At 67.3% G+C, this 18,318-nt stretch carries 15 protein-coding genes and 1 pseudogene; 10 read left to right on the top strand and 6 right to left on the bottom strand.

Features of this window, described 5'->3' with window-relative positions:
• Window positions 1–62 precede the first annotated feature (62 nt).
• A complete protein-coding gene (locus QMZ26_RS16885) occupies window positions 63–377 on the bottom strand; it encodes an AzlD family protein (RefSeq protein ID WP_283222129.1) in 315 nt (104 codons plus the stop codon).
• Window positions 374–1,108 (bottom strand): AzlC family ABC transporter permease, encoded by a 735-nt coding sequence (locus QMZ26_RS16890; RefSeq protein WP_283222130.1) that lies wholly within the window; start codon window positions 1,106–1,108, stop codon window positions 374–376. Before QMZ26_RS16890 ends, QMZ26_RS16885 begins: the two co-directional genes overlap by 4 nt.
• Before the next feature lie 125 nt (window positions 1,109–1,233).
• On the opposite strand from QMZ26_RS16890, the gene QMZ26_RS16895 reads away from it, so the two are divergent.
• On the top strand, window positions 1,234–1,698 hold the full coding sequence (locus QMZ26_RS16895; RefSeq protein WP_283222131.1) for an Lrp/AsnC family transcriptional regulator: 465 nt from the start codon (window positions 1,234–1,236) through the stop codon (window positions 1,696–1,698).
• A 10-nt stretch (window positions 1,699–1,708) separates the two neighbouring features.
• Here the strand turns inward: QMZ26_RS16895 and QMZ26_RS16900 are convergent, their stop codons facing one another.
• Window positions 1,709–2,107, bottom strand: coding sequence for an OsmC family protein (locus QMZ26_RS16900; protein WP_079222061.1), 399 nt, complete (start codon window positions 2,105–2,107; stop codon window positions 1,709–1,711).
• 148 nt (window positions 2,108–2,255) lie between these two features.
• Here QMZ26_RS16900 and QMZ26_RS16905 point away from each other — a divergent pair, with 148 nt between their 5' ends.
• Together QMZ26_RS16905 and QMZ26_RS16910 are read left to right on the top strand one after the other, a co-directional pair.
• A complete protein-coding gene (locus tag QMZ26_RS16905) occupies window positions 2,256–2,657 on the top strand; it encodes a response regulator (RefSeq protein WP_108760729.1) in 402 nt (133 codons plus the stop codon).
• 9 nt (window positions 2,658–2,666) lie between these two features.
• Entirely contained in the window at window positions 2,667–4,244 is a 1,578-nt protein-coding gene (locus tag QMZ26_RS16910; protein ID WP_283222132.1) for a PAS domain-containing protein, read from the top strand.
• 14 nt (window positions 4,245–4,258) lie between these two features.
• On the opposite strand, the gene QMZ26_RS16915 is transcribed toward QMZ26_RS16910, so the two are convergent.
• Window positions 4,259–5,347, bottom strand: a complete 1,089-nt coding sequence (locus QMZ26_RS16915; RefSeq protein WP_283222133.1) for a catalase family protein — start codon at window positions 5,345–5,347, stop codon at window positions 4,259–4,261.
• 107 nt (window positions 5,348–5,454) lie between these two features.
• A complete protein-coding gene (proP, locus tag QMZ26_RS16920; RefSeq protein WP_200732382.1) occupies window positions 5,455–6,942 on the bottom strand; it encodes a glycine betaine/L-proline transporter ProP in 1,488 nt (495 codons plus the stop codon).
• A gap of 597 nt (window positions 6,943–7,539) precedes the next feature.
• Between proP and QMZ26_RS16925 the strand changes: the two genes are divergently transcribed.
• From QMZ26_RS16925 to QMZ26_RS16935, 3 genes are all read left to right on the top strand, one after another.
• Window positions 7,540–7,956 carry a host attachment family protein gene (locus tag QMZ26_RS16925; RefSeq protein WP_283222134.1) on the top strand — a complete coding sequence of 139 codons (417 nt, stop codon included), beginning with the start codon at window positions 7,540–7,542 and terminating at the stop codon, window positions 7,954–7,956.
• 4 nt (window positions 7,957–7,960) lie between these two features.
• A complete protein-coding gene (locus QMZ26_RS16930; protein WP_200732384.1) occupies window positions 7,961–8,281 on the top strand; it encodes a thioredoxin family protein in 321 nt (106 codons plus the stop codon).
• A 121-nt stretch (window positions 8,282–8,402) separates the two neighbouring features.
• Window positions 8,403–10,394 (top strand): DUF4034 domain-containing protein, encoded by a 1,992-nt coding sequence (locus QMZ26_RS16935; protein WP_283222135.1) that lies wholly within the window; start codon window positions 8,403–8,405, stop codon window positions 10,392–10,394.
• Window positions 10,395–10,520: 126 nt separating this feature from the next.
• On the opposite strand, the gene QMZ26_RS16940 is transcribed toward QMZ26_RS16935, so the two are convergent.
• On the bottom strand, window positions 10,521–10,769 hold the full coding sequence (locus QMZ26_RS16940) for a hypothetical protein (RefSeq protein WP_283222136.1): 249 nt from the start codon (window positions 10,767–10,769) through the stop codon (window positions 10,521–10,523).
• Between the two features lie 639 nt (window positions 10,770–11,408).
• On the opposite strand from QMZ26_RS16940, the gene QMZ26_RS16945 reads away from it, so the two are divergent.
• The 4 genes and pseudogenes from QMZ26_RS16945 to QMZ26_RS16960 all read left to right on the top strand — a co-directional run.
• The gene (locus tag QMZ26_RS16945; RefSeq protein WP_283222137.1) at window positions 11,409–13,763 is read left to right on the top strand and encodes a GH92 family glycosyl hydrolase; all 2,355 of its coding nucleotides are present in this window, start codon (window positions 11,409–11,411) and stop codon (window positions 13,761–13,763) included.
• 329 nt (window positions 13,764–14,092) lie between these two features.
• The gene (gene tssI / locus QMZ26_RS16950; RefSeq protein ID WP_283222138.1) at window positions 14,093–15,547 is read left to right on the top strand and encodes a type VI secretion system tip protein TssI/VgrG; all 1,455 of its coding nucleotides are present in this window, start codon (window positions 14,093–14,095) and stop codon (window positions 15,545–15,547) included.
• Between the two features lie 54 nt (window positions 15,548–15,601).
• Window positions 15,602–16,900, top strand: coding sequence for a type VI secretion system Vgr family protein (locus tag QMZ26_RS16955; protein WP_283222139.1), 1,299 nt, complete (start codon window positions 15,602–15,604; stop codon window positions 16,898–16,900).
• A 27-nt stretch (window positions 16,901–16,927) separates the two neighbouring features.
• Window positions 16,928–18,318, top strand: a pseudogene (locus tag QMZ26_RS16960) (hypothetical protein); the annotation flags it as partial.

Below are 18,318 nucleotides of genomic sequence, written 5' to 3' on the forward strand. Positions count from 1 at the left end.
TGGCGCCGGGCGTGGCCCGGGGCCGCAGCCTGGGTTGCGCCGGGCCATGCCCGGCGGGCCGTTCACCCCATCACGTGGCGCAGTACTCCCGCAGAAACCACACCGATCAGCACCGTCGGCAGCATCGACCACCGGGTGGCAGCCAGCAGGGTGATCGCCAGCGCGGCAAGATCGGCCGGGTGGCTGGAAACGAAGTCCGGTGCGATCACCGAGATCAGCACGCAGCCCGGCGCCGCTTCCATCACCGTGACCGCGCGCTTGCTGAGGGTGCGGTTGCGCAGGGCCAGGTAGCCAAGGATGCGGGTGAGGTAGGTGACGGCGGCCATCAGCACGATGGTCAGCAACGAGGTCCAGTGGATCAGTCCGCCGAGGATCATGCCGCGTTCTCCGCCAGTAGCCACGCGGCGGCAAGCCCGGCCAGCGCACCGCTGGCCACGTACCACGCGCCGGGCACCAGCAGGTAGGTGCCTGCGGCCACCAGCAGGCTGACCAGCCAGGGGCGGGCGGCCTTCATGCCCTGCCACATGCCGCGCAGCAGCACCAGGAACACGGCCGGGAAGGCCATGTCGAACCCATAGGCGTGGATGTCGCCCAGCAGCGGCCCGACCAGCGCGCCCAGCGTGGTGAACACCACCCAGACCGTGTACAGCCCCGCCGAGACTCCCAGGTAATAGGCCAGGCTGAAGCCGCGCCCACGGTGCCGTGCATCGGCCACGCCCAGCGCCCAGCTTTCATCGCACATGAAGAACAGCGCGGGCAGGACCCGGCGCCGCGGCAACTGCTGCAGCAAGGGGGCGAGGCTGGCGCCCATCAGCAGGTGGCGGCTGTTGACCAGGGCGGTGATGGCCACGATCAAGGCAATGTGCGGCGGCGAGGTCCACAGTTCCACCGCGGCGAATTCGGAGCCGCCTGCGAAATTGAGGCCGGTCATCAGCGGCACTTCCAGCGCGGTCAGGCCCTTCTGCGCGGCCTGGGCGCCCAGCACCAGGGCAAAGGGAAGGAAGCCGATCATCACCGGGATGGCGGCGCGCAGGCCACGCAGGAATTCGGCGCGGGGCGCAGTGTCGCAGGCGGGGTCGGGCAGGGGCAGGGTGGTGCGGGCGTCCATGGAGCGATCGCGGGTGGGGGGACGACCATGCTAACGGCCAGCCCCTCGAATCGGGTTGCGTTGATGCCGTGATGATCCGAATATCTGCAATCCTGTGCGCGCCATCGCCATTCCAGTGAAATCCCATGCAGATCGAGCTCGACAGTCTGGACCGCCGCATCCTTGATGCCCTGCAACGTGACGGGCGGCTGCAGAACCTGGAGCTTGCCCGGCAGGTCGGCCTGTCTCCGTCGGCCTGCCTGCGCCGGGTGCGGCTGCTGGAGGAGGGGGGCTACATCGACCGCTACGTGGCGCTGCTGAACCCGGCCAAGGTCGGGCGCGGCTTCACGGTGTTCGTGCGGGTCTGGCTGCGCGGGCAGGACGAGGACACCACCAACCACTTCATCAACAGCATCAAGTCTTTCCCTGAGGTGCTCGAGTGCCACCTGATGGCGGGTGACTGTGACTTCCTGCTGCGGGTGGCCGTGGCGGACCTGGATGCGTACCGGCAATTCCAGATCCGGCACCTGAACCGCATCGCGGGCGTGCAGAACACCAAGACCGAGATCCCGATGCAGCGGATCAAGCAGACCACCGAGTTGCCGCTCTGAGCTCCGGCTCTCAGCCCACCTGACCGCGCTCGCTGGTGATGCGGGCACCCTCGCGCATCACCAGGGTCACCGGGGTCTTTTCCACCACCTCCAGCAGCCGCGACCACTGCGCATCGCTCAGTTCCGCGCTGGCGTGCAGCACCCGGTGCACATGCAGGCGACCGTCCGCGTCGCGCTCCGAGCGCAGTTCAGCGTGGAACTCGCCCAGCTCCCAGCCCTTGCGCTGGGCATACATGCGCAGGGTGATGGCCGTACATGAGGCCAGCGAGGCCAGGTACAGGTCGAAGGGGGCGAAGCCGCGGCCCTGGCCGCCCAGCGACGCCGGTTCGTCGGCATCAACGGAATACGTGCCGTTGCTGACGTGGTGCAGGTAGTTGTCGGCGGTGGAGGTGATGCGTGCGTAGGCCATGGGGGGCACAGGAAAGTGGAGGCCGGGAAATGGTACCGCCGCCGGCCCGGCACCGGTACGTGGCCCTGTCGTCACGCGATCTTGTAGGCCGATTGGCCACCCTTTGCCTGCAACAGACGGAGGTGCCGCCTGGACAGGAGCGTTGTACGTGTTGGGAGCCGTTGATAACCCGGGCCTGCAAGGGGTGCGTGTGCTGGTGGCGGAAGATGAATTCGCCATTGCCATGTTCCTGGTCGACTATCTGGAACTGAAGGGCGTGCACATCGTGGGCCCCGCTGGTGACCTCGCCGCGCTGAACAGGCTGTTCGACGAGCAGCCCATCGATGTCGCCCTCCTGGATATCAACCTGGGGGGCGAGCAGGTCTACCCCTTGGCGGATCGGCTGGCGGCCGCCGGCATTCCGTTCCTGCTGACGTCCGGCTATGACGACAACGTGCCCAGCCGCTTTGCCGATGCGCCTCGCTGCGCCAAGCCCTACCACATCCAGGCGCTGGCCCAGCAGCTGGAGACTCTGGTGCATGCCCGCCGCGCCACCGCAGGTGGCAGTTGAAGGTGCCGCATGGCTAGCCGGATGGAGCTGAGCGCTCCCGTCGCCACGACGCCGGTGCTGCCCACGTCGCCGCCGCTGCACGCGCTGCGCGGCGGCATGGCCGAACGGATCGCCGGGCACGACTGGTCGGCCACCCCGCTGGGGGACCGTGACGGCTGGGCGCCGCACCTGCGGGCGACCGTGGACCTGATGCTGGCTCACGGCTTCCCCATGATCGTGCTGTGGGGCGAAGAACTGGTCCAGCTGTACAACGACGGCTACGCCGAGATCCTGGCCGACAAGCACCCGCACGGCCTGGGCCAGGCGACCCGCATCTGCTGGCCCGAGGTGTGGCACATCAACGGGCCCATCTATGCTCGGGTATGGCAGGGCGAAACCATCACCTACGAGGACAAGCTGTATCCGCTTGCCCGGCAGGGGGGGCTGGAAGACATCTGGTTCACCATTACCTACAGCCCCATCCGTGATGCGTGCGGGCGCATCGATGGCGTGCTCGTCACGATGTTCGAGACGACCGCCGCGCATGCCGCGCACGCCGCGCGGGAGCATGAACAGCGACGCAGGCGGCAGAGTGACGAGCGCCTGTCACTGGCCTTCCAGATGCTTCCGGTGGGGCTGTGCATCGTCGATACCGAAGGCCGCGTGCTGCAGTCCAACGAGCAGATGCGCGCCTACCTGCCCAGTGGTGAGCTGCCGTCGCGGGACATTGGCAACATGCCGCGTTGGCAGGGCTGGCATGAGGATGGCAGCCTGATCGGCCCGGAAGACTTCGCCGTAGCGCGCGCGCTTCGCGGCGACACGGTCGTGCCAGGGCTGGAGTTCCAGTTCACCCAAGAGGATGGACAGGTGCGCTGGACACGCGTTGCAGCGGCGCCGTTGCGGGATGCGCAGGGCGAAGTCACCGGTGTGTTCGCCATCGCCATCGACATTGATACGCTGAAGCGCGCCACCGAGCGCCAGGCCGTGCTGCTGGCCGAGCTGCAGCACCGGGTGCGCAACATCATGGCGATGATCCACGCCATCGCGTGGCGCACGCAGGAAACCGTAGGCAGCGTCGAAGAGTATGCCGAGCGGCTGTGCGGCCGGTTGATGTCACTGGCCCGCACCCAGGCGCTGCTGACCCGCGGTGACAATGCGGGGGTCTGCCTGCGCGGCATGCTGGACGAGGAAATATCGGTGCAGGTGCACCGTTCTGACCAGTATCTGCTGGAAGGCCCTGACGTGCTGCTGCCGCCGAAGGCTGCCGAAGTCCTCTCGCTGGCCGTGCACGAACTGGCGACCAACGCGCTCAAGTACGGGGCCATCCGCAGCAATGGTCGCATCGATGTTTCGTGGTCCGTGCAGGTGCAGGTGGGGGATAGTCCCTGGCTGGCCCTGCATTGGAGCGAGCGGCATTCGCCCGTGGACGGCTGGTCGCAACCGCAGCGACGCGGGCTCGGCTGCTCGCTCATCGAGAAGCGGGTGCCTTACGAGCTGGCCGGCAGCGGGCAGCTGCTGTTCCGCGCCGACGGCGTGGATGCCCACATCCGTTTCCCGCTGCGGGACCGGGACAGCCTGCTGCAGACCGACGCACCAGCAACGGGTTGACGCGTCGCGGCCGGCTACGCGCCGGGAAGCGGCTCATGCAGCGGGCAGCCATTGTGCTGCGAGCGATGCGCGCGCGAAGCAGCCATCACCACGCGGCGTGCCCGATTCAAAGCGCCCAATGGCCGGTGCGCCTGCAGTGCGTGCCATGGGCTGAAGGCCAGGCGGTCCTCGATGCCCGGTGACTCGGCGTCGTCCCAGCTCACCTGGGGTGGAACGTGCAGCGTAGCCACTGCAATGAACGGGCTCTGCTCCTGCGGCCATTCCACCGAGGCATCCTCGATGGGCATCGTCTGCTCGTCACGGCACAGCTGTGCACACAGTTCCCAGACAAGCTCAGTGCGGCCGCTGGCAAGCGCGTCCTGGATGGCATCGCGCTGGCTGTCCTCGCTGTTCTCCACGGGCGCACCGCTGAGCGACTGCAACGTCGCTGAGACGGGGCGAAGGCAGAACTTGGCCACATAGGGGCCGAAGCGGAACGGCACCTGGCTGAAGAAGGTTTCGCCCATCGGGTGGGTCTGCGGTTCGCCACCCATTCCCTTGATCTTGCCGCTGCCGCCGCCGGCGGCTTCCAGCAGCCGCTCGCCGCCACGCAGGGCGGCTGAAATCACTGCCTTGGTGCGCGGCATGCGCTCGGTGGTTGCCGCCAGCAGCTTGGTGGAGCGGAGGAAGCCCTTGGGGCCCGGGCTGGTGAAGGCCGGGCCGTTGACCATCAGGAAGTCCTGGCTGTGCTGTTCTTCGCTTTCCGACACGCGCTCGCCCGGCACGCCAAGAATCTTCAGCGCAATCGCACGTGGCGTGGACACCGTGTCCGGCAGCTGCTCGGCAGGCGGGGAAGAGAAGCGCACGACCGCTTCATACGCGCCCGGCGCGGCAAACAGTCCATGTGCGAGCTCCTCTGGCAGGTTGTCTGCTATCTGCAGCTTTCCCTTCAGCAGGGCCTGGCCCTTGGCGTGCACGGCGCGATGCGCGTGGCCTTCAGCGGCTGCCACCGTGCGGGCCATGTCCAGGAACACATCGCGCAACGCATCGATGGTCTCAGCTTCGTCAGCCTCGGGCTGCTCCATGCCGGCATGGAACGGAACGGGGGAAAGTAGCGGGCGCATGGCTGGCTCCATCAGGGATGAAGCCAGCATGCGTGATTGCGGTTATCCGCCAGTGCAGGGCCGGCATGGGCCGCTTTCACGACCCATGCGCGGGCGCCTGCGATGCCTCAGGCAGGCTTGGGTGCCTCGCCGTCACCAGCGTCCGGCAGCGGCGGCAGGGTCGGGTCCACGGTCACCGGTACATCGCTCTTGAGCAGCGCAGCGGCTTCCTTGTCGCTGGCCACGGCCGGCGGTGAACCGCGCAGCGGCATGTTCGCCGTCTCCTTCACGAACATCATGGTGACCAGGCCGACCACCGCCGCAACCATCAGGTAGTAGGCCGGCACCAGCGGGTCGCCCGTGCGCTCGACCAGCCAGGCGGTGACCAGCGGCGTGGTGCCACCGAACAGCGAGACCGACACGTTGAAGGCGATCGACAGTGCGCTGTAGCGCACCGGCGTGTAGAACAGCGCCGGCAGCGTGGAGGGCATCGAGCTGGTGAAGCACACCAGGGCCAGGCCGAGCAGCATCAGGCCGAGGAAGATCAGCCAGTCATTGCCGCTGCCGATCAGCAGCAGGCAGGGCACGGCCAGCACCAGCAGCGCGATGCAGGCACCGATGATCATCGGCCGGCGGCCCAGCTTGTCGCTGAAAAGCCCGCCGACGATGTTCAACGGCATCATCACCAGCATCACGATGATGATCAGCAGCAGGCCCTTGCTCTCGGCATACCCCATGGTCACGCTCAGGTAGCTGGGCATGTAGGTCAGCAGCATGTAGTCGGTGACGTTGAACACCAGCACCAGGCCCATGCACACCAGCAGCTGGCGGCCATGCACGCGGAACAGGTCCCCCAGGCCCGGGCGGTCGTGCTCGCGCTTCTCGGCTTCTTCGGCAAAGGCGCGGAAGGCCGGGGTTTCTTCCAGCTTCATGCGCATGTACAGGCCGAGCAGGCCCAGCGGGCCGGCCACCAGGAACGGAATGCGCCAGCCCCAGTCCAGCATGTCCTCGCTGCTCAACAGCATGTGCAGCGCGGTGACAGTGCCTGCACCGGCGATGTAGCCGCCCAGCGTGCCGAACTCCAGCCAGCTGCCCATCAGGCCGCGGTTGCGGTCGGTGGAATATTCGGCGATGAAGGTCGCCGCGCCGCCGTACTCGCCGCCGGTGGAGAAGCCCTGCACGACGCGCGCGAGCAGCAGCAGGACCGGCGCCCAGATGCCGATGCGCTCGTAGGAGGGGATCAGGCCGATGGCAAACGTGCCCAGCGCCATCAGGATCATGGTAAAGGCCAGCACTTTCTGCCGCCCGTAGCGGTCACCCAGCGGGCCGAACACCAGGCCGCCCAGCGGGCGCACCAGGAACGCCACGGTGAAGGTGGCAAAGGCGGCGATGACCTGCGCGGTGGGGTTGCTGGAGGGGAAGAAGACCTGGCCAATGGTCACGGCAAGGTAGCCGTAGACGCCGAAGTCGAACCATTCCATCGCGTTGCCCAGTGCAGCGGCACCGACGGCGCGCTTGAGCATGGGCTTGTCGACAACGGTGATCTCGTCGACGTTCAGGTGGCGGCGGCGCTTGAACCAGCCGAAATGGGCATGGGCATCGGGGTTGTCCTGCATGGGACGTCCTTTCTGTTCTTGGATTGGAGTGCGGAATAGGCGGTGTGGTGTGTCCCGAGAATCGGAAACGGCGATGCTGGCGCAACTGGCGCAGGGGCATCGGTGCGGGCGGTCCACGCTGGACCAGGACGTACGGGAAAAGACCACGCACGGGAAACTACGCCGTGGATCGGCGAGGGCTGGTGAAGATCAATGCCAGCGGTGATGGCACGTGCCGCTAATCAGAACGGGCTGACCGGAACAGGCTGGGTGCGCATCGGAAAAGCAGTGAAGATCAGCGCCTGAGCGGCGTCATCCACCCGGATCCTGCACGCGGCGAAGGAATGAAGGGGTGGGAGCGGGTGTGGCAAGCGGTACGCCGGTCGGCCGTGCTTCCCACGTAACAGGCGTGCCTGCCACGTAGTACGTCGTGTCGATCATCCGTTCATGATAACGGTTACGGCGTGAACATGCAGCGAAGCAGCCACGGGCGGACGCTGTGTTCCAGCGTGCCTGTTCATGTGCGCGCTGCGATGACATGCTGTGGACGCAGTGTGGCCGCATCGCTCACAACGCAGCCTTTACGGTGGTGGCGAACCAACGCAACCGGAGCATCGCATGACCCGTCGCATTCCCGAAGGTGCCCTTGTCGTCGTCACCGATGGTGGCTCGGCGCGCGTGTTCACCAACGTCGGCACCGATCATCAGCTGACGCTGAAGCAGGAGGGCGAGCTGCGCCTGCAGGACATCAGCGAGCAGGGCGTGTCGGGCCAGGGCCCTTCCGGTGCCGTGCCGAAGGACATGTCCATTTCCCAGCTCAACGAAGCTACGTTCGCCAAGCAGGTGGCCGAACAGTTGAACGAGGATGCGCTGAAGAACCGCTATACGCACCTGATCCTGGTGGCCGACCCCATCACCCTGGGCCGCATCCGCCCGCTGCTGCACAAGGAAGCGCAGGCGCGACTGCTGGATGATCTCGCCAAGAACTTCACCAACGCGCCGCTGGAAGACATCCAGCGCGCACTGGCGGCGTAACCGCATGCCGTTCATGCGCGACCACCAGGCCGTCGAACCGGCCCGCAGCGATGTCGATGCGCAGGCGGGGTGGCTGCTGATCGAGTTCGGCGCGCCCTGGTGCGGCCACTGCCAGGCCGCGCAGCCGGCGCTGCAGGCCTTCGTGGACGCGCATGACCTGCCGCACTGGAAAATTGAAGATGGCAAGGGGAAGCCGCTGGGCCGCTCATTCCAGGTGAAGCTGTGGCCCACTGTCGTGCTGCTGCGCGACGGCCAGGAAGTGGCCCGCGTAGTGCGGCCGGTGGACAGCGCCGATCTGTCCACGCTGGTGGCAGCACTACCGTGAAAGACCCCGGAGTCCGGTAGAGCCGAGCCTGCGCTCGGCTGCTCTTGATCCCTGCTTCGGGAATTGCCGCCCCTTCCGCAGCGCTATACTCCGCGCGTGCTGTCGCTCTGCTTGAATCCTGATGACCTCTCCGCTTTCCGTTGAATCCCCGCGGCGTCTTGCCGCACCCGCGATCTGGGATGACCTGCTCGCCCATCGCTTCGAGGCCATCGAGTCCGCCTTGCCTGAACTTCTCGCGCCGCAGGACGCCGATGGCGGTGCGCGCGTGCTCGCCTTGCTTGCCCCTCCGCAGGCGTTGCCGATCAACACGTTGTGGCAGGCACTGGCTGCCTGGCAGCAGGCCTCGCCGCAGGCCGACGCGCCGCTGCTGCTGGCAGCGCTGGTCTGGGACCGCATCGCCGTCGATGCGCGTGGCTCGGGCTGGACTGCTTCAGTGGGCGAGGGCGCCTGGTCGAGCGTGCACGCCGCGCAGACCGCGCTGTTCGTGCATGCCATCGCCCTGGCCGATCGCGGGCCACTGTGCTGGCCGCTGCTGCACCAGCTGATGCGCAGCGTGGCTGCCTTCGGCGTTCCCGTGTGGATGAGCGACTGGATGCATGATGGCTTCCATCCCGCCGATGGCGCCGGCCCTTGGCGCGACATGCAGGCGCTGCTGGGTGCGTGGATGGCCGAGGCACCCCGCCTGCCGGCGCTGCCGGCGCAGTTGCCCGCGTCGTGGGCGACCGCCATTCCGCTGCCGCCGGAGCTGGACGAGGATGGCGACCCGATCGAGGCAGACGGCGCTTCGCCGGAGCCGGCGCTGGCCTGGCTGCAGATGGGCCTGCAGGCCGCCGGTCATGGCCTGCCGTTGCTGGACACCTACGCGCGGCTGCGCACGCCACGTTGGGGTGGCAGCCATGACGAGATCCTGGCGCTGGCCGATGGCCCCCTGGCCGAAGGCCTCGATGCATCGCAGCGCAACCAGCTGCGGATGGTCGCCTGGCTGGATGCCATCGACGTGGACAGTATTGATACCGGCAACCGCGGCGCGGTCCAGCAGGCGTTCGCGCGCGGCATGGAACTGCTGGCGCAGCCGCAGTCGGCACTGGAGCGCACGGGCATCCACCTGCAGCTGGCCGAACTTGCATCGCGGGTGGACAACACCGATATGGCCGCGGCGCATTATGCGCAGGCGGCCGACCCCAGCGTGCCGCGCGGGTTTGATGATCACCAGTTGATGCGCATGCTGCACGCGTCCGCCGCCACCGGCATGGGCGAGTGGCTGGCGCCGGTCGTCGCGCGGCAGTGGCGCAATTCTGCCTGGGCGGCGGTGATGCAGGGCGCACTGCGCGACACCGGCTGGTGCGGCGTGACGCCGGATGCAGCACAGGCCGAGGCGGCCTATCGCCATGCGGCGACGCTGATGGCGGTGCCAGCGCCGGGCGCGGACTGTCCGTTCAACGACGTCTATTACGCCTTCGACGAAACGCAGCAGCACACCGCGCTGCTGCACATGGCGCAGGCCGGCGCCGAGCTGGGCTTCCCGGAAATGCAGGCCGCGCTGGGCTACCACTATTTCGAGCATGCGCCGGCCTACGATCCTGCGCTGGCCATCCAGTGGTACCGCCGCGCAGCGGAGCAGGACAGTGGCCGCGCGCTCTACAACCTCAGCCTGGTCTACGACCGCGGGCTGGAGGAGGGCGGCATTGCGGGCATGGGTGTGGACGAACTGGTGCATCTGTCCAACGCCTGCGAGCTGCGCTGCCTGGAACTGGCTGCGACCGAAGAGGAGTGGGGCGAGCGCCTGCAGCGTCGGGTGCGCAGCTGCGTGGCCGGCGTCGGTTATTACCTGCGCACGCAGGTGCCTGCCGAAGGTCGCCTGCCACGCCTGCTGGAGACCCTCGAATTCTGGGCTGGCCAGGCGTGGACGCAGGCCGCCTGGATGCTGGCGCAGTACTACGCCGCACGCAGCGAGCACGACTTCGACCGGGCGGTGTTCTGGGCCGAGCGCGCCTGCGCGCAGCAGCCGGACGATGAGGACGTGCAGGCGGTGCGCACGACCCTGCAGCGCGGCCTGTTCGGCAGCCGGCGCTACCGGCAGGCGCTGGAGCGCGTCAGCGACGGCCTGCAGTAGAGTCGAGCTTGCTCGACTGCTGTGTCTGTAGAGCCGAGCCATGCAGGACTGCTGTGTCTGTAGAGCCGAGCCCATGCTCGGCTGAGAGGGCAGCCGAGCATGGGCTCGGCTCTACCCACCCGGGCCTCAATGCAACGTAATGGGGCCGTGGTGTGCGCGCAGTTCACCCAGCAACCGACGGCCACGCTGGCTGACAGCAATGATGGCCGAGCTGACCTTGTGCACGTTGTAGCCCGGGCGGCCATGCGCCGCCGGGTCCGGCGGTTCGTTCTCGTTGATCATCGTCGCCATGCCTTCGGCGGTGTACAGGGCGTGTTCCAGCCGGAAGAACAGCGATTCCACTTCGTTGGTGATGGTGGGTGCTTCAGATGACATGCGATGGCTCCTGCAAGAGTGGGCCACCCATAGGTGGCGGGCGATACGCGGGTGGAACTTCGGCTGAGCTGTGAGAAAAAGCCGGTGGGCCATGCGGCCGCCGCGCACCGCCCGCCGTAGTCACGGCAAGCAGCTCTCACAACTCATTTCGGGGTTCCACGCCCGGCAGCGGTTACGCCACTGCGCCGCCATCCTGCACTCCGCCATCGCAGCGGATCCAGTTTCTTTTTCATCATCGCGTTGCCTCAGTTTCGGCGCCGCCAAGAGCGCTTGAACGCACACCCCTGCAAGTGGTCCGAATGCGTCACGACATGGCGCAATGCACCCAACGGAAAGCACTCTGCTTACCTGCGGGCGCTCAGCCCCAACAGGGCGGCAGGCCGTCGGCACCCGCATCGGCGCCACGAAACAACGCCAAAAACGTCGCAAGCGCGCCAGCACATCAGCAGGCGGTTCTCGTTGTAGAGGTGCAGTGCACCGCTACCGATCCAGTCTGTCCGCCGGGGCAGAGGTGGTGAATACAAAAAGTTGCATATGAAAGCGACACTTTTCGTCGCGTCTCCATCTGTTCAGTTGCAACGCAGCATGTGCAGGCCCTGGCCCGGTGCTACGATCCGGTCACCACCTGAATCGATCCAAATGCCGATGCCCCTGCTGGACCGTCGCCTCCTGATCGCCGTCGCCGCCACCGCCATGCTCGCCTCCGGCGTGGGCACGGCCGCCACGCCGAAGTCCGCCACCGACAAGGCCTATGCCTCGGTCGACCCCTTCATCGGCACCGGCGGGGAAGGGCATACCTACCCGGGTGCCACCGTGCCCTTCGGCATGGTCCAGCTCAGCCCGGACACCCGCATCCAGCCGCGCGAGAAGGCGTATGGCTGGGCAGCGGGCTACCGCTACGACGACAGCAGCATCGTCGGCTTCTCGCACACGCATTTCTCCGGCACCGGCCATTCCGACCTGGGTGACATCCTGGTGATGCCGTTCACCGGCGAACCCGGCCTGGAGCGCGGTGACCCGGAAAAGCCGCGCAGTGGCTACGCCTCGCGCTTCCGCCATGACGACGAGAAGGCCGAGCCCGGTTACTACGCCGTGACCCTGGACGACTACAAGGTACGTGCCGAGCTGACCACCAGCGCCCGCGTGGGCGTGCATCGCTATACCTTCCCCAAGGGTACCGACGCGAAGATGCTGCTGGACATGCGCACCAGCATGTACGACTACCCGGGCAAGATCCTGTGGTCGCGGGTGCGCGTGCGTGACGATGGCACCGTGACCGGCTTCCGCGAAACGCGGGGCTGGGCGGCGGGCCGCCAGCTGTACTTCGCCATGCGCTTCTCGCGGCCGCTGGCCAGCCACGAGCTGCACAACACCGAGAAGGACATCGTCTACAAGGGCTTCGCGCCCCCTGGCGAAAAGGACCCGGCGCAGCGGGCGCAGATCGAGGGCCGGCAGCTGGTCGGCACGTTCGACTTCGGCAAGCTCGATGCGCCGCTGATCGTCAAGGTCGCCATCTCGCCGGTCAGCGAGGCCGGTGCGATCGCCAACCTTGATGCGGAGGTGGCCGACTTCAATTTCGACCGCGTGCGCGTACAGGCCAAGCAGGAGTGGACCCAGGCGCTGTCGGTGCTGGACATCGACGCGCCCGAGCATGCACGGCGCAGCGCCTACACCGCGCTGTACCACACCATGCTGGGCCCGACGCTGTTCATGGATGCCGATGGCCAGTACCGCGGCGCCGACAATGCGGTGCACAAGGCCGAGGGCTACACCAACTACTCGACCTTCTCGCTGTGGGATACCTATCGCGCCCTGCATCCCCTGCTGACGCTGGTGCAGCCGGAGAAGCGCAACAGAGATTTCATCAACTCGATGCTGGCCCACCACGACCACAGCCCGTACGGCATGCTGCCGGTGTGGTCGTTCCACGGCCTGGAAGACTGGTGCATGATCGGCTACCACGCGGTGCCGGTGATCGCCGATGCCTACGTGAAGGGCATCCGTGGCTTCGATGCCGACAAGGCACTGAAGGCGATGGTCGAGACGGCGAACTACGGCCCTTACGATGGCATCGCGCAGTACCGCGAGCTGGGTTACGTACCCATCGATGAGGAAGGCGAGGCGGCCAGCAAGACCCTGGAGTACGCCTTCGACGACTGGACCATCGCGCGCATGGCGCAGGCGATGGGCAAGGCCGATATCGCGGCCACCTTCGACAAGCGCGCCGGCAACTGGCGCAACGCCTTCGACAAGGACACCGGCTTCATGCGTGCGCGCAAGCGTGACGGCAGCTTCCGCACGCCGTTCGACCCCAGCGCCAGCGGCTACGGCACCGACTACACCGAAGGCAACGCCTGGCAGTATTCCTGGTACGTGCCGCAGGACGTGGCCGGGCTGGCGGCAGCGCACGGTGGCAGCGACAAGCTGCTGGCGCGGCTGGATGAGGTGTTCAACGCCAAGGTGGATCCGTCCATCTTCGAGCACATGGAAGACATCACCGGCCTGATCGGCTGGTATGCGCATGGCAACGAACCCAGCCACCACGTGGCCTACCTGTATTCGTATGCCGGCCAGCCCTGGCGCAGCCAGGCACGCCTGAAGCAGATCATGGACACGCAGTACGCCGATCGCCCCGATGGCCTGGCCGGCAACGATGACGTTGGCCAGATGTCGGCGTGGTACGTGTTCACGGCGCTGGGCTTCTACCCGGTGGCGCCGGGTTCGGGCGAGTACATCCTGGGCCGCCCGTTCCTGCCGAAGACCGCGATGCGCCTGCCGAACGGCAAGACCTTCACCATCGTGGCCAACGGCCTGGACGACAAGCACACCTACGTGGGCAGCGTCAGCCTCAACGGCAAGCCGCTGCAGCGCACCTTCCTGCGCCATGACGAGATCCTGGCCGGTGGCGAGCTGACCTTCACCATGCAGGCCGAGCCGAACAAGGCGTGGCCGGGGCAGGGTGCGCAGGCGCCGTATTCGATGTCGAAGCCGTAAGGGTAGCGCCGGGCCACGCCCGGCGACCGAGCCTGTAGAGCCGAGCCCACGCTCGGCTTGGGCATTACGCCAGAAGCAGCCGAGCAAGGGCTCGGCTCTACCAAAGCGATGCGCGCTGCGCGGGCGCCACCTTCCGTGTCGCAATCAGCACCTGCTGTTGGCCGCAGGTTACGTCCCGGCCATACAACTCGCTGCCGAATCCGTGATGCAGTGATGTTCTCTGGCTGCCTGAGGTCATTTTCGTAATCGTCTGATTTTTCCTCGGCCAACCCCTTGCTAGGGTCCTGCGCACAGAAGTGCGCCAGGGTGGTGCACAGGGCGTAAGCCATATGCACACGTTGCAAGCGCATGAGGATGCAGCGCTGCTGCACCGGTTTGAACTGCCCGGCGCGGGCCTTCTGCTGGTGGAGCGCTGGCGCGGACGCGAAGCGTTGTCCGAAGGACTGGATTACCACGTCGACATACTCGCGGCGCACGCGGACCCTGCCTGCGAAGCGTGGCTGGGCCGGCCCGCAACGCTGTCCACCCGCGATGCGCAGGGGCGCGACATCCAGCGGGTCGGCCTGGTACGCGAGGTGTGTCGGCTGGACTGCGATCGCGGTTTCACCCGCTACCGCATTCGCCTGGCGGCATGGACGTGGTGGCTGGCGCAGCAACGGAACAGTCGTGTTTTCCGCGATGCAACCGTCCGCCAGATCGTGGATGCCGTGTTCGCCGGCCATCCAGCGCTTGCCCGCTGGCGCTGGAGCGACGATGCGCGGGCCTGCCTGGACGCGCTGCCGCCGCGTCACTACTGCGTTCAGTATCGCCAGTCCGATATGGATTTTGTCGCCGGCCTGCTGGCCGAAGAGGGCATTGGCTGGCGTGTCGAGGCAGATGCGGAGGCGCCCGCACTGCATCGAATCGAACTGTTCTTCGATAGCGTGGCCTTGCCACAGCACGCGGTTTCGGCACGTGGCGGTGGCCTTCGTTTCCACCGCGGCGACGCGGCCGAGCAGGAGGACAGCGTGCTGCACCTGGCCCGGCGCGTGAGGCTGGGCCCTCACCGGTTGAGCATGGTCAGCGATGACTATCGGCAGGATCGCACGCTGGCCGTGCAGTTGCCGGTGGATGGCGGTGGTAGTTCGTCTGTCGAGGAGTATCTGGCATGCGGCTCGCTGGGCTTCGAATCGCGGGCAGAAGGCGAGCGGCGCGCCGTCCTTGCGGTTGAGCGCCACGAGGCGGATCGGCATGGGTGGCAGGGCATTGCGACAGTGCGAGGCCTGGCCGCAGGCAGGTGGTCAGCCATCAGCCAATGGTCGCCGCACCACACGCCCGAACTTCTGATCACTTCGCTGGAGCATGCCGGCGCCAATACCTTGCCAGATCGGCTGCTCCCGCAGCGTTGGGTGGAGGCGCTGCAGAGTGACGGGTTCCTGCCTGCCGAACTGCAGCGCCATGCACAGCAGCTCGGCTATGCCGCCGCCTTCCATGCTGTTGACCGCCAGCGTCCCTGGCGTCCAACCACGCCAGACCCGGCGAGTGAAGCCCAAGTGGTGGGTCGGCAGACGGCCATCGTGATTGGTGCCGATGAGGGCGGCGGAGCTGCCGTAGGCGATCGCGTGTACGCCGACGCCCTCGGGCGGATCCGCGTGCGCTTTCCACTGATGGATGCAGCGGGCAAGCCGGCGCACAGCGCATGGTTGCGCGTTGCACAGCGGTTTGCAGGCCCGGGCGTGGGCAGCCAGTTCCTGCCGCGCGTGGGCCAGGAGGTGCTGGTGGGCTTCCTGGAGGGGGATGTGTAGCGCCCGATCGTACTGGGCGCCCTGTACAACGGGCGTGGCGAGAATGATCCATCGCTGCATGCACAGGCGAGCGATACGCGCGTCGGCGGCACCGGCAACCTTGCCGGTGGCAACGCACCGGCCTGGCACGCAGCGGGTGATGGCCCGCAGGCGCATCGCCATCCCGGTGCGCTCTGGGGTTTCAGCTCCCGCGAATGGGGCGGTGAGGGTGGCTCCACCCTGCAGTTCGACGACACGGACGACCAGCTCCGCCTGCAGTTGGCGACGACACAGGCGGCCACCCAGTTGAACCTGGGCCACGTCATCCACCAGCGCGGCAATCATCGCGGCAGCCTGCGCGGGCAGGGCTTCGAGCTGCGCAGCGATGCAGCGGGCGTTGTGCGCAGCGAGCGCGGGCTGTGGCTCGGTGCCCATCCGTCAGGGCGTGGCCAACCGGCGGGTACGGCAGCGCAGGCAGGCGCGCTGCTGGCCCAGTGTGGGGCGATGGCCGCTGCGTTCGGGCAGAGCGCTGTGCTGCACGGTACCGCAGGGCTGCATGCCTCGCCTGCGTTGGCACCGCTGCGGCAAGCGGCAGCGGGCGTGGTCGCGGCCGATGGCTTCGCCCGTGCGTGCGCCGCCGCCGGCGACACAGCCGGTGGCGTGCCCCACAGCACGGCACCGCTGCTGGGCATGGTCGCGCCGCTGCAGGCAGTGGTGGCGGGGCAGGGGCTGTTCTGGCAGGCAGGGCAGAACGTGGTCCTGGGTGCCGGCGGTGCTGCACACGCGGTCGTCATGGGCCACGCGCGCCTGCACGCGGCACAGTCGGTCGGCGTCCTGGCGTCGGCCGCCACTTCGGCATCGGGCCGTCCGTCCGGCCTGACCATCGCCGCTGGTGAGCAGCCTGTCGAGATCCAGGCGCAGGGCGACGCGGTGAAGCTTCAGTCTCGGCAGTCACAGCGCCTGTCCAGCGCGCATGCGGCGGTAGAACTGGCTGCTGGAGGTGCACTGGTCGTACAGGTAGAGGGCGGCGCCAGCCTGCGCATGGAAGGGGGCAACCTGCAGTTCAGCTGCCCGGGAACCCTCACCGTGCATGCGGGCCAGCACAGCTTCATCGGCCCAGCGTCCCTGGCGTATCCACTACGCACGCTGGGTATTGCGCCTTGCCGCGCCCGCTTCCTTGTGCGCGATCACGCAGGTGCGCCACTGGCGGGGGTGACGTACTCGATGCAGCTGCCGGATGGCCGCTGGTTGAGCGGAACGACTGATGGCAACGGGTTTACCCAGGAAGTTGTCACCGACGGACCGGAGAAGGTGGGCCTGTTCGTGGATGACGAGCGGCACGAGGGCTACCTGCGCGACGCAGGCGATAGCTGATCACGTTGGAAGAAAGGAATCTGCAACATGAGCTCTGGAAAGTTCACGCTGTTTCGCCATGACGGGCATGGCAACGTCGTGCCGTGTGCGGGCGTCACCTATCGCATCCGCGATGTGCTGCATGGCTTCGCTGTCGTGGCGTCCGGCAGGACCGACATCCACGGCGATACGGATCGGGTGATACTGCCCGAGCGTGCACCCACCCCAGCGCCACCGGTCCTCCCTGACTGGCGCAAAGGCTGGCCGCACCCCGGCGCCGGGCCAGCCGGCCTGAAGCTGCCCTGGCCGCGGCGCGCCGGGCAGGAGGCAGCTACTGCCCCCGGGCAGGGCGTGCTCCTGCCGCAGAGTGAACATCGATACCACCTGCAGGTCCGCGATGATGCAAGCGGCGAGTGGACCGATCCGTTGCTGCACCCGGACTGCCGTGAGCCCGCGCAGCTGGGGCCGTGGAGCGAGGATCCACATGCCGACGCGTCGATGCGGCCTGCGCTGCAGGTGCGGAGGCTGCGGCTGCGGCCGTTCCACCAGCTGCAGCTGCAGCGGCAGGGTCCGCCAACACCGGTGCCGGGGGCCGCGTTCGTGGGTTACCGCCGCGACAGCAAGGGGGCTGAAGTCATCGCCCGCGATGTGCACGGCCAGGTGGTGCGTGGCGTAACGGACCTGCAGGGGATGACCCCGCGCATCTTCTGCGAATCAGATCTACGGCTGGTGTTCACGCTGCCGGGCAGCCGGAGCGAGCTGCGCAGTGGCCTGTCCGAGCCACGGGTCGTGGGGCAGCCCCGCCTGGTGCCGGTGGTGCCGGTGAAGATGCATGCCGTTGTGAGCGGGCCGGGCGAAGGTGCCACACTGGAGCTGGCCGGGAAGATCAGTGTGCCGGCGCTGCTGAACGCGGCCGACGAAGAATTTCTGCTGCTGACACCCGAGGTCTGGGAGGAGTTCCGTGAGGTCTCGCGTTCGATCGAAGGCAGCCTCTCCGCCGTACCGCGCGCCCGCTGGCAGCTGGAGGAGGCGCTTGCCGGCCGCAGCCTGGAAGCGATTGCCCAGGCCGAGAAGAACCTGGGCATGGCCGAGGACCGTGCAGCGGCCATGCTCAATGGGAACTTTGCCCGGAAGACCGACCTGGTCGAAGTAATCACGTTTGAAAGCTACAGCCGCAAGGATGATGGCGAGCCACAGCAGGAGGTGGGCCTTCGCCGCAACTACCTGCCGCGCTTCAAATACGATGAATTCAAAGGCCGCCGGCTGATGGGCGTGCCCACCCACGTGGATGTGGGCGTGACGACGCGGGCGGGTGACAGCGCGATGTCTGTGGGCAGCGCCGCCCGCCAGAAAGGCTCGGCCTTCGAGAACTTCGATTCACGCAAGTTCAAAGAGTCGCTGATGACGATCAAGGGCCAGATCGGCCGGAACGTCAAGGC

The sequence above is a fragment of the Stenotrophomonas sp. PFBMAA-4 genome (assembly GCF_030053215.1).
Taxonomy (GTDB): domain Bacteria; phylum Pseudomonadota; class Gammaproteobacteria; order Xanthomonadales; family Xanthomonadaceae; genus Stenotrophomonas.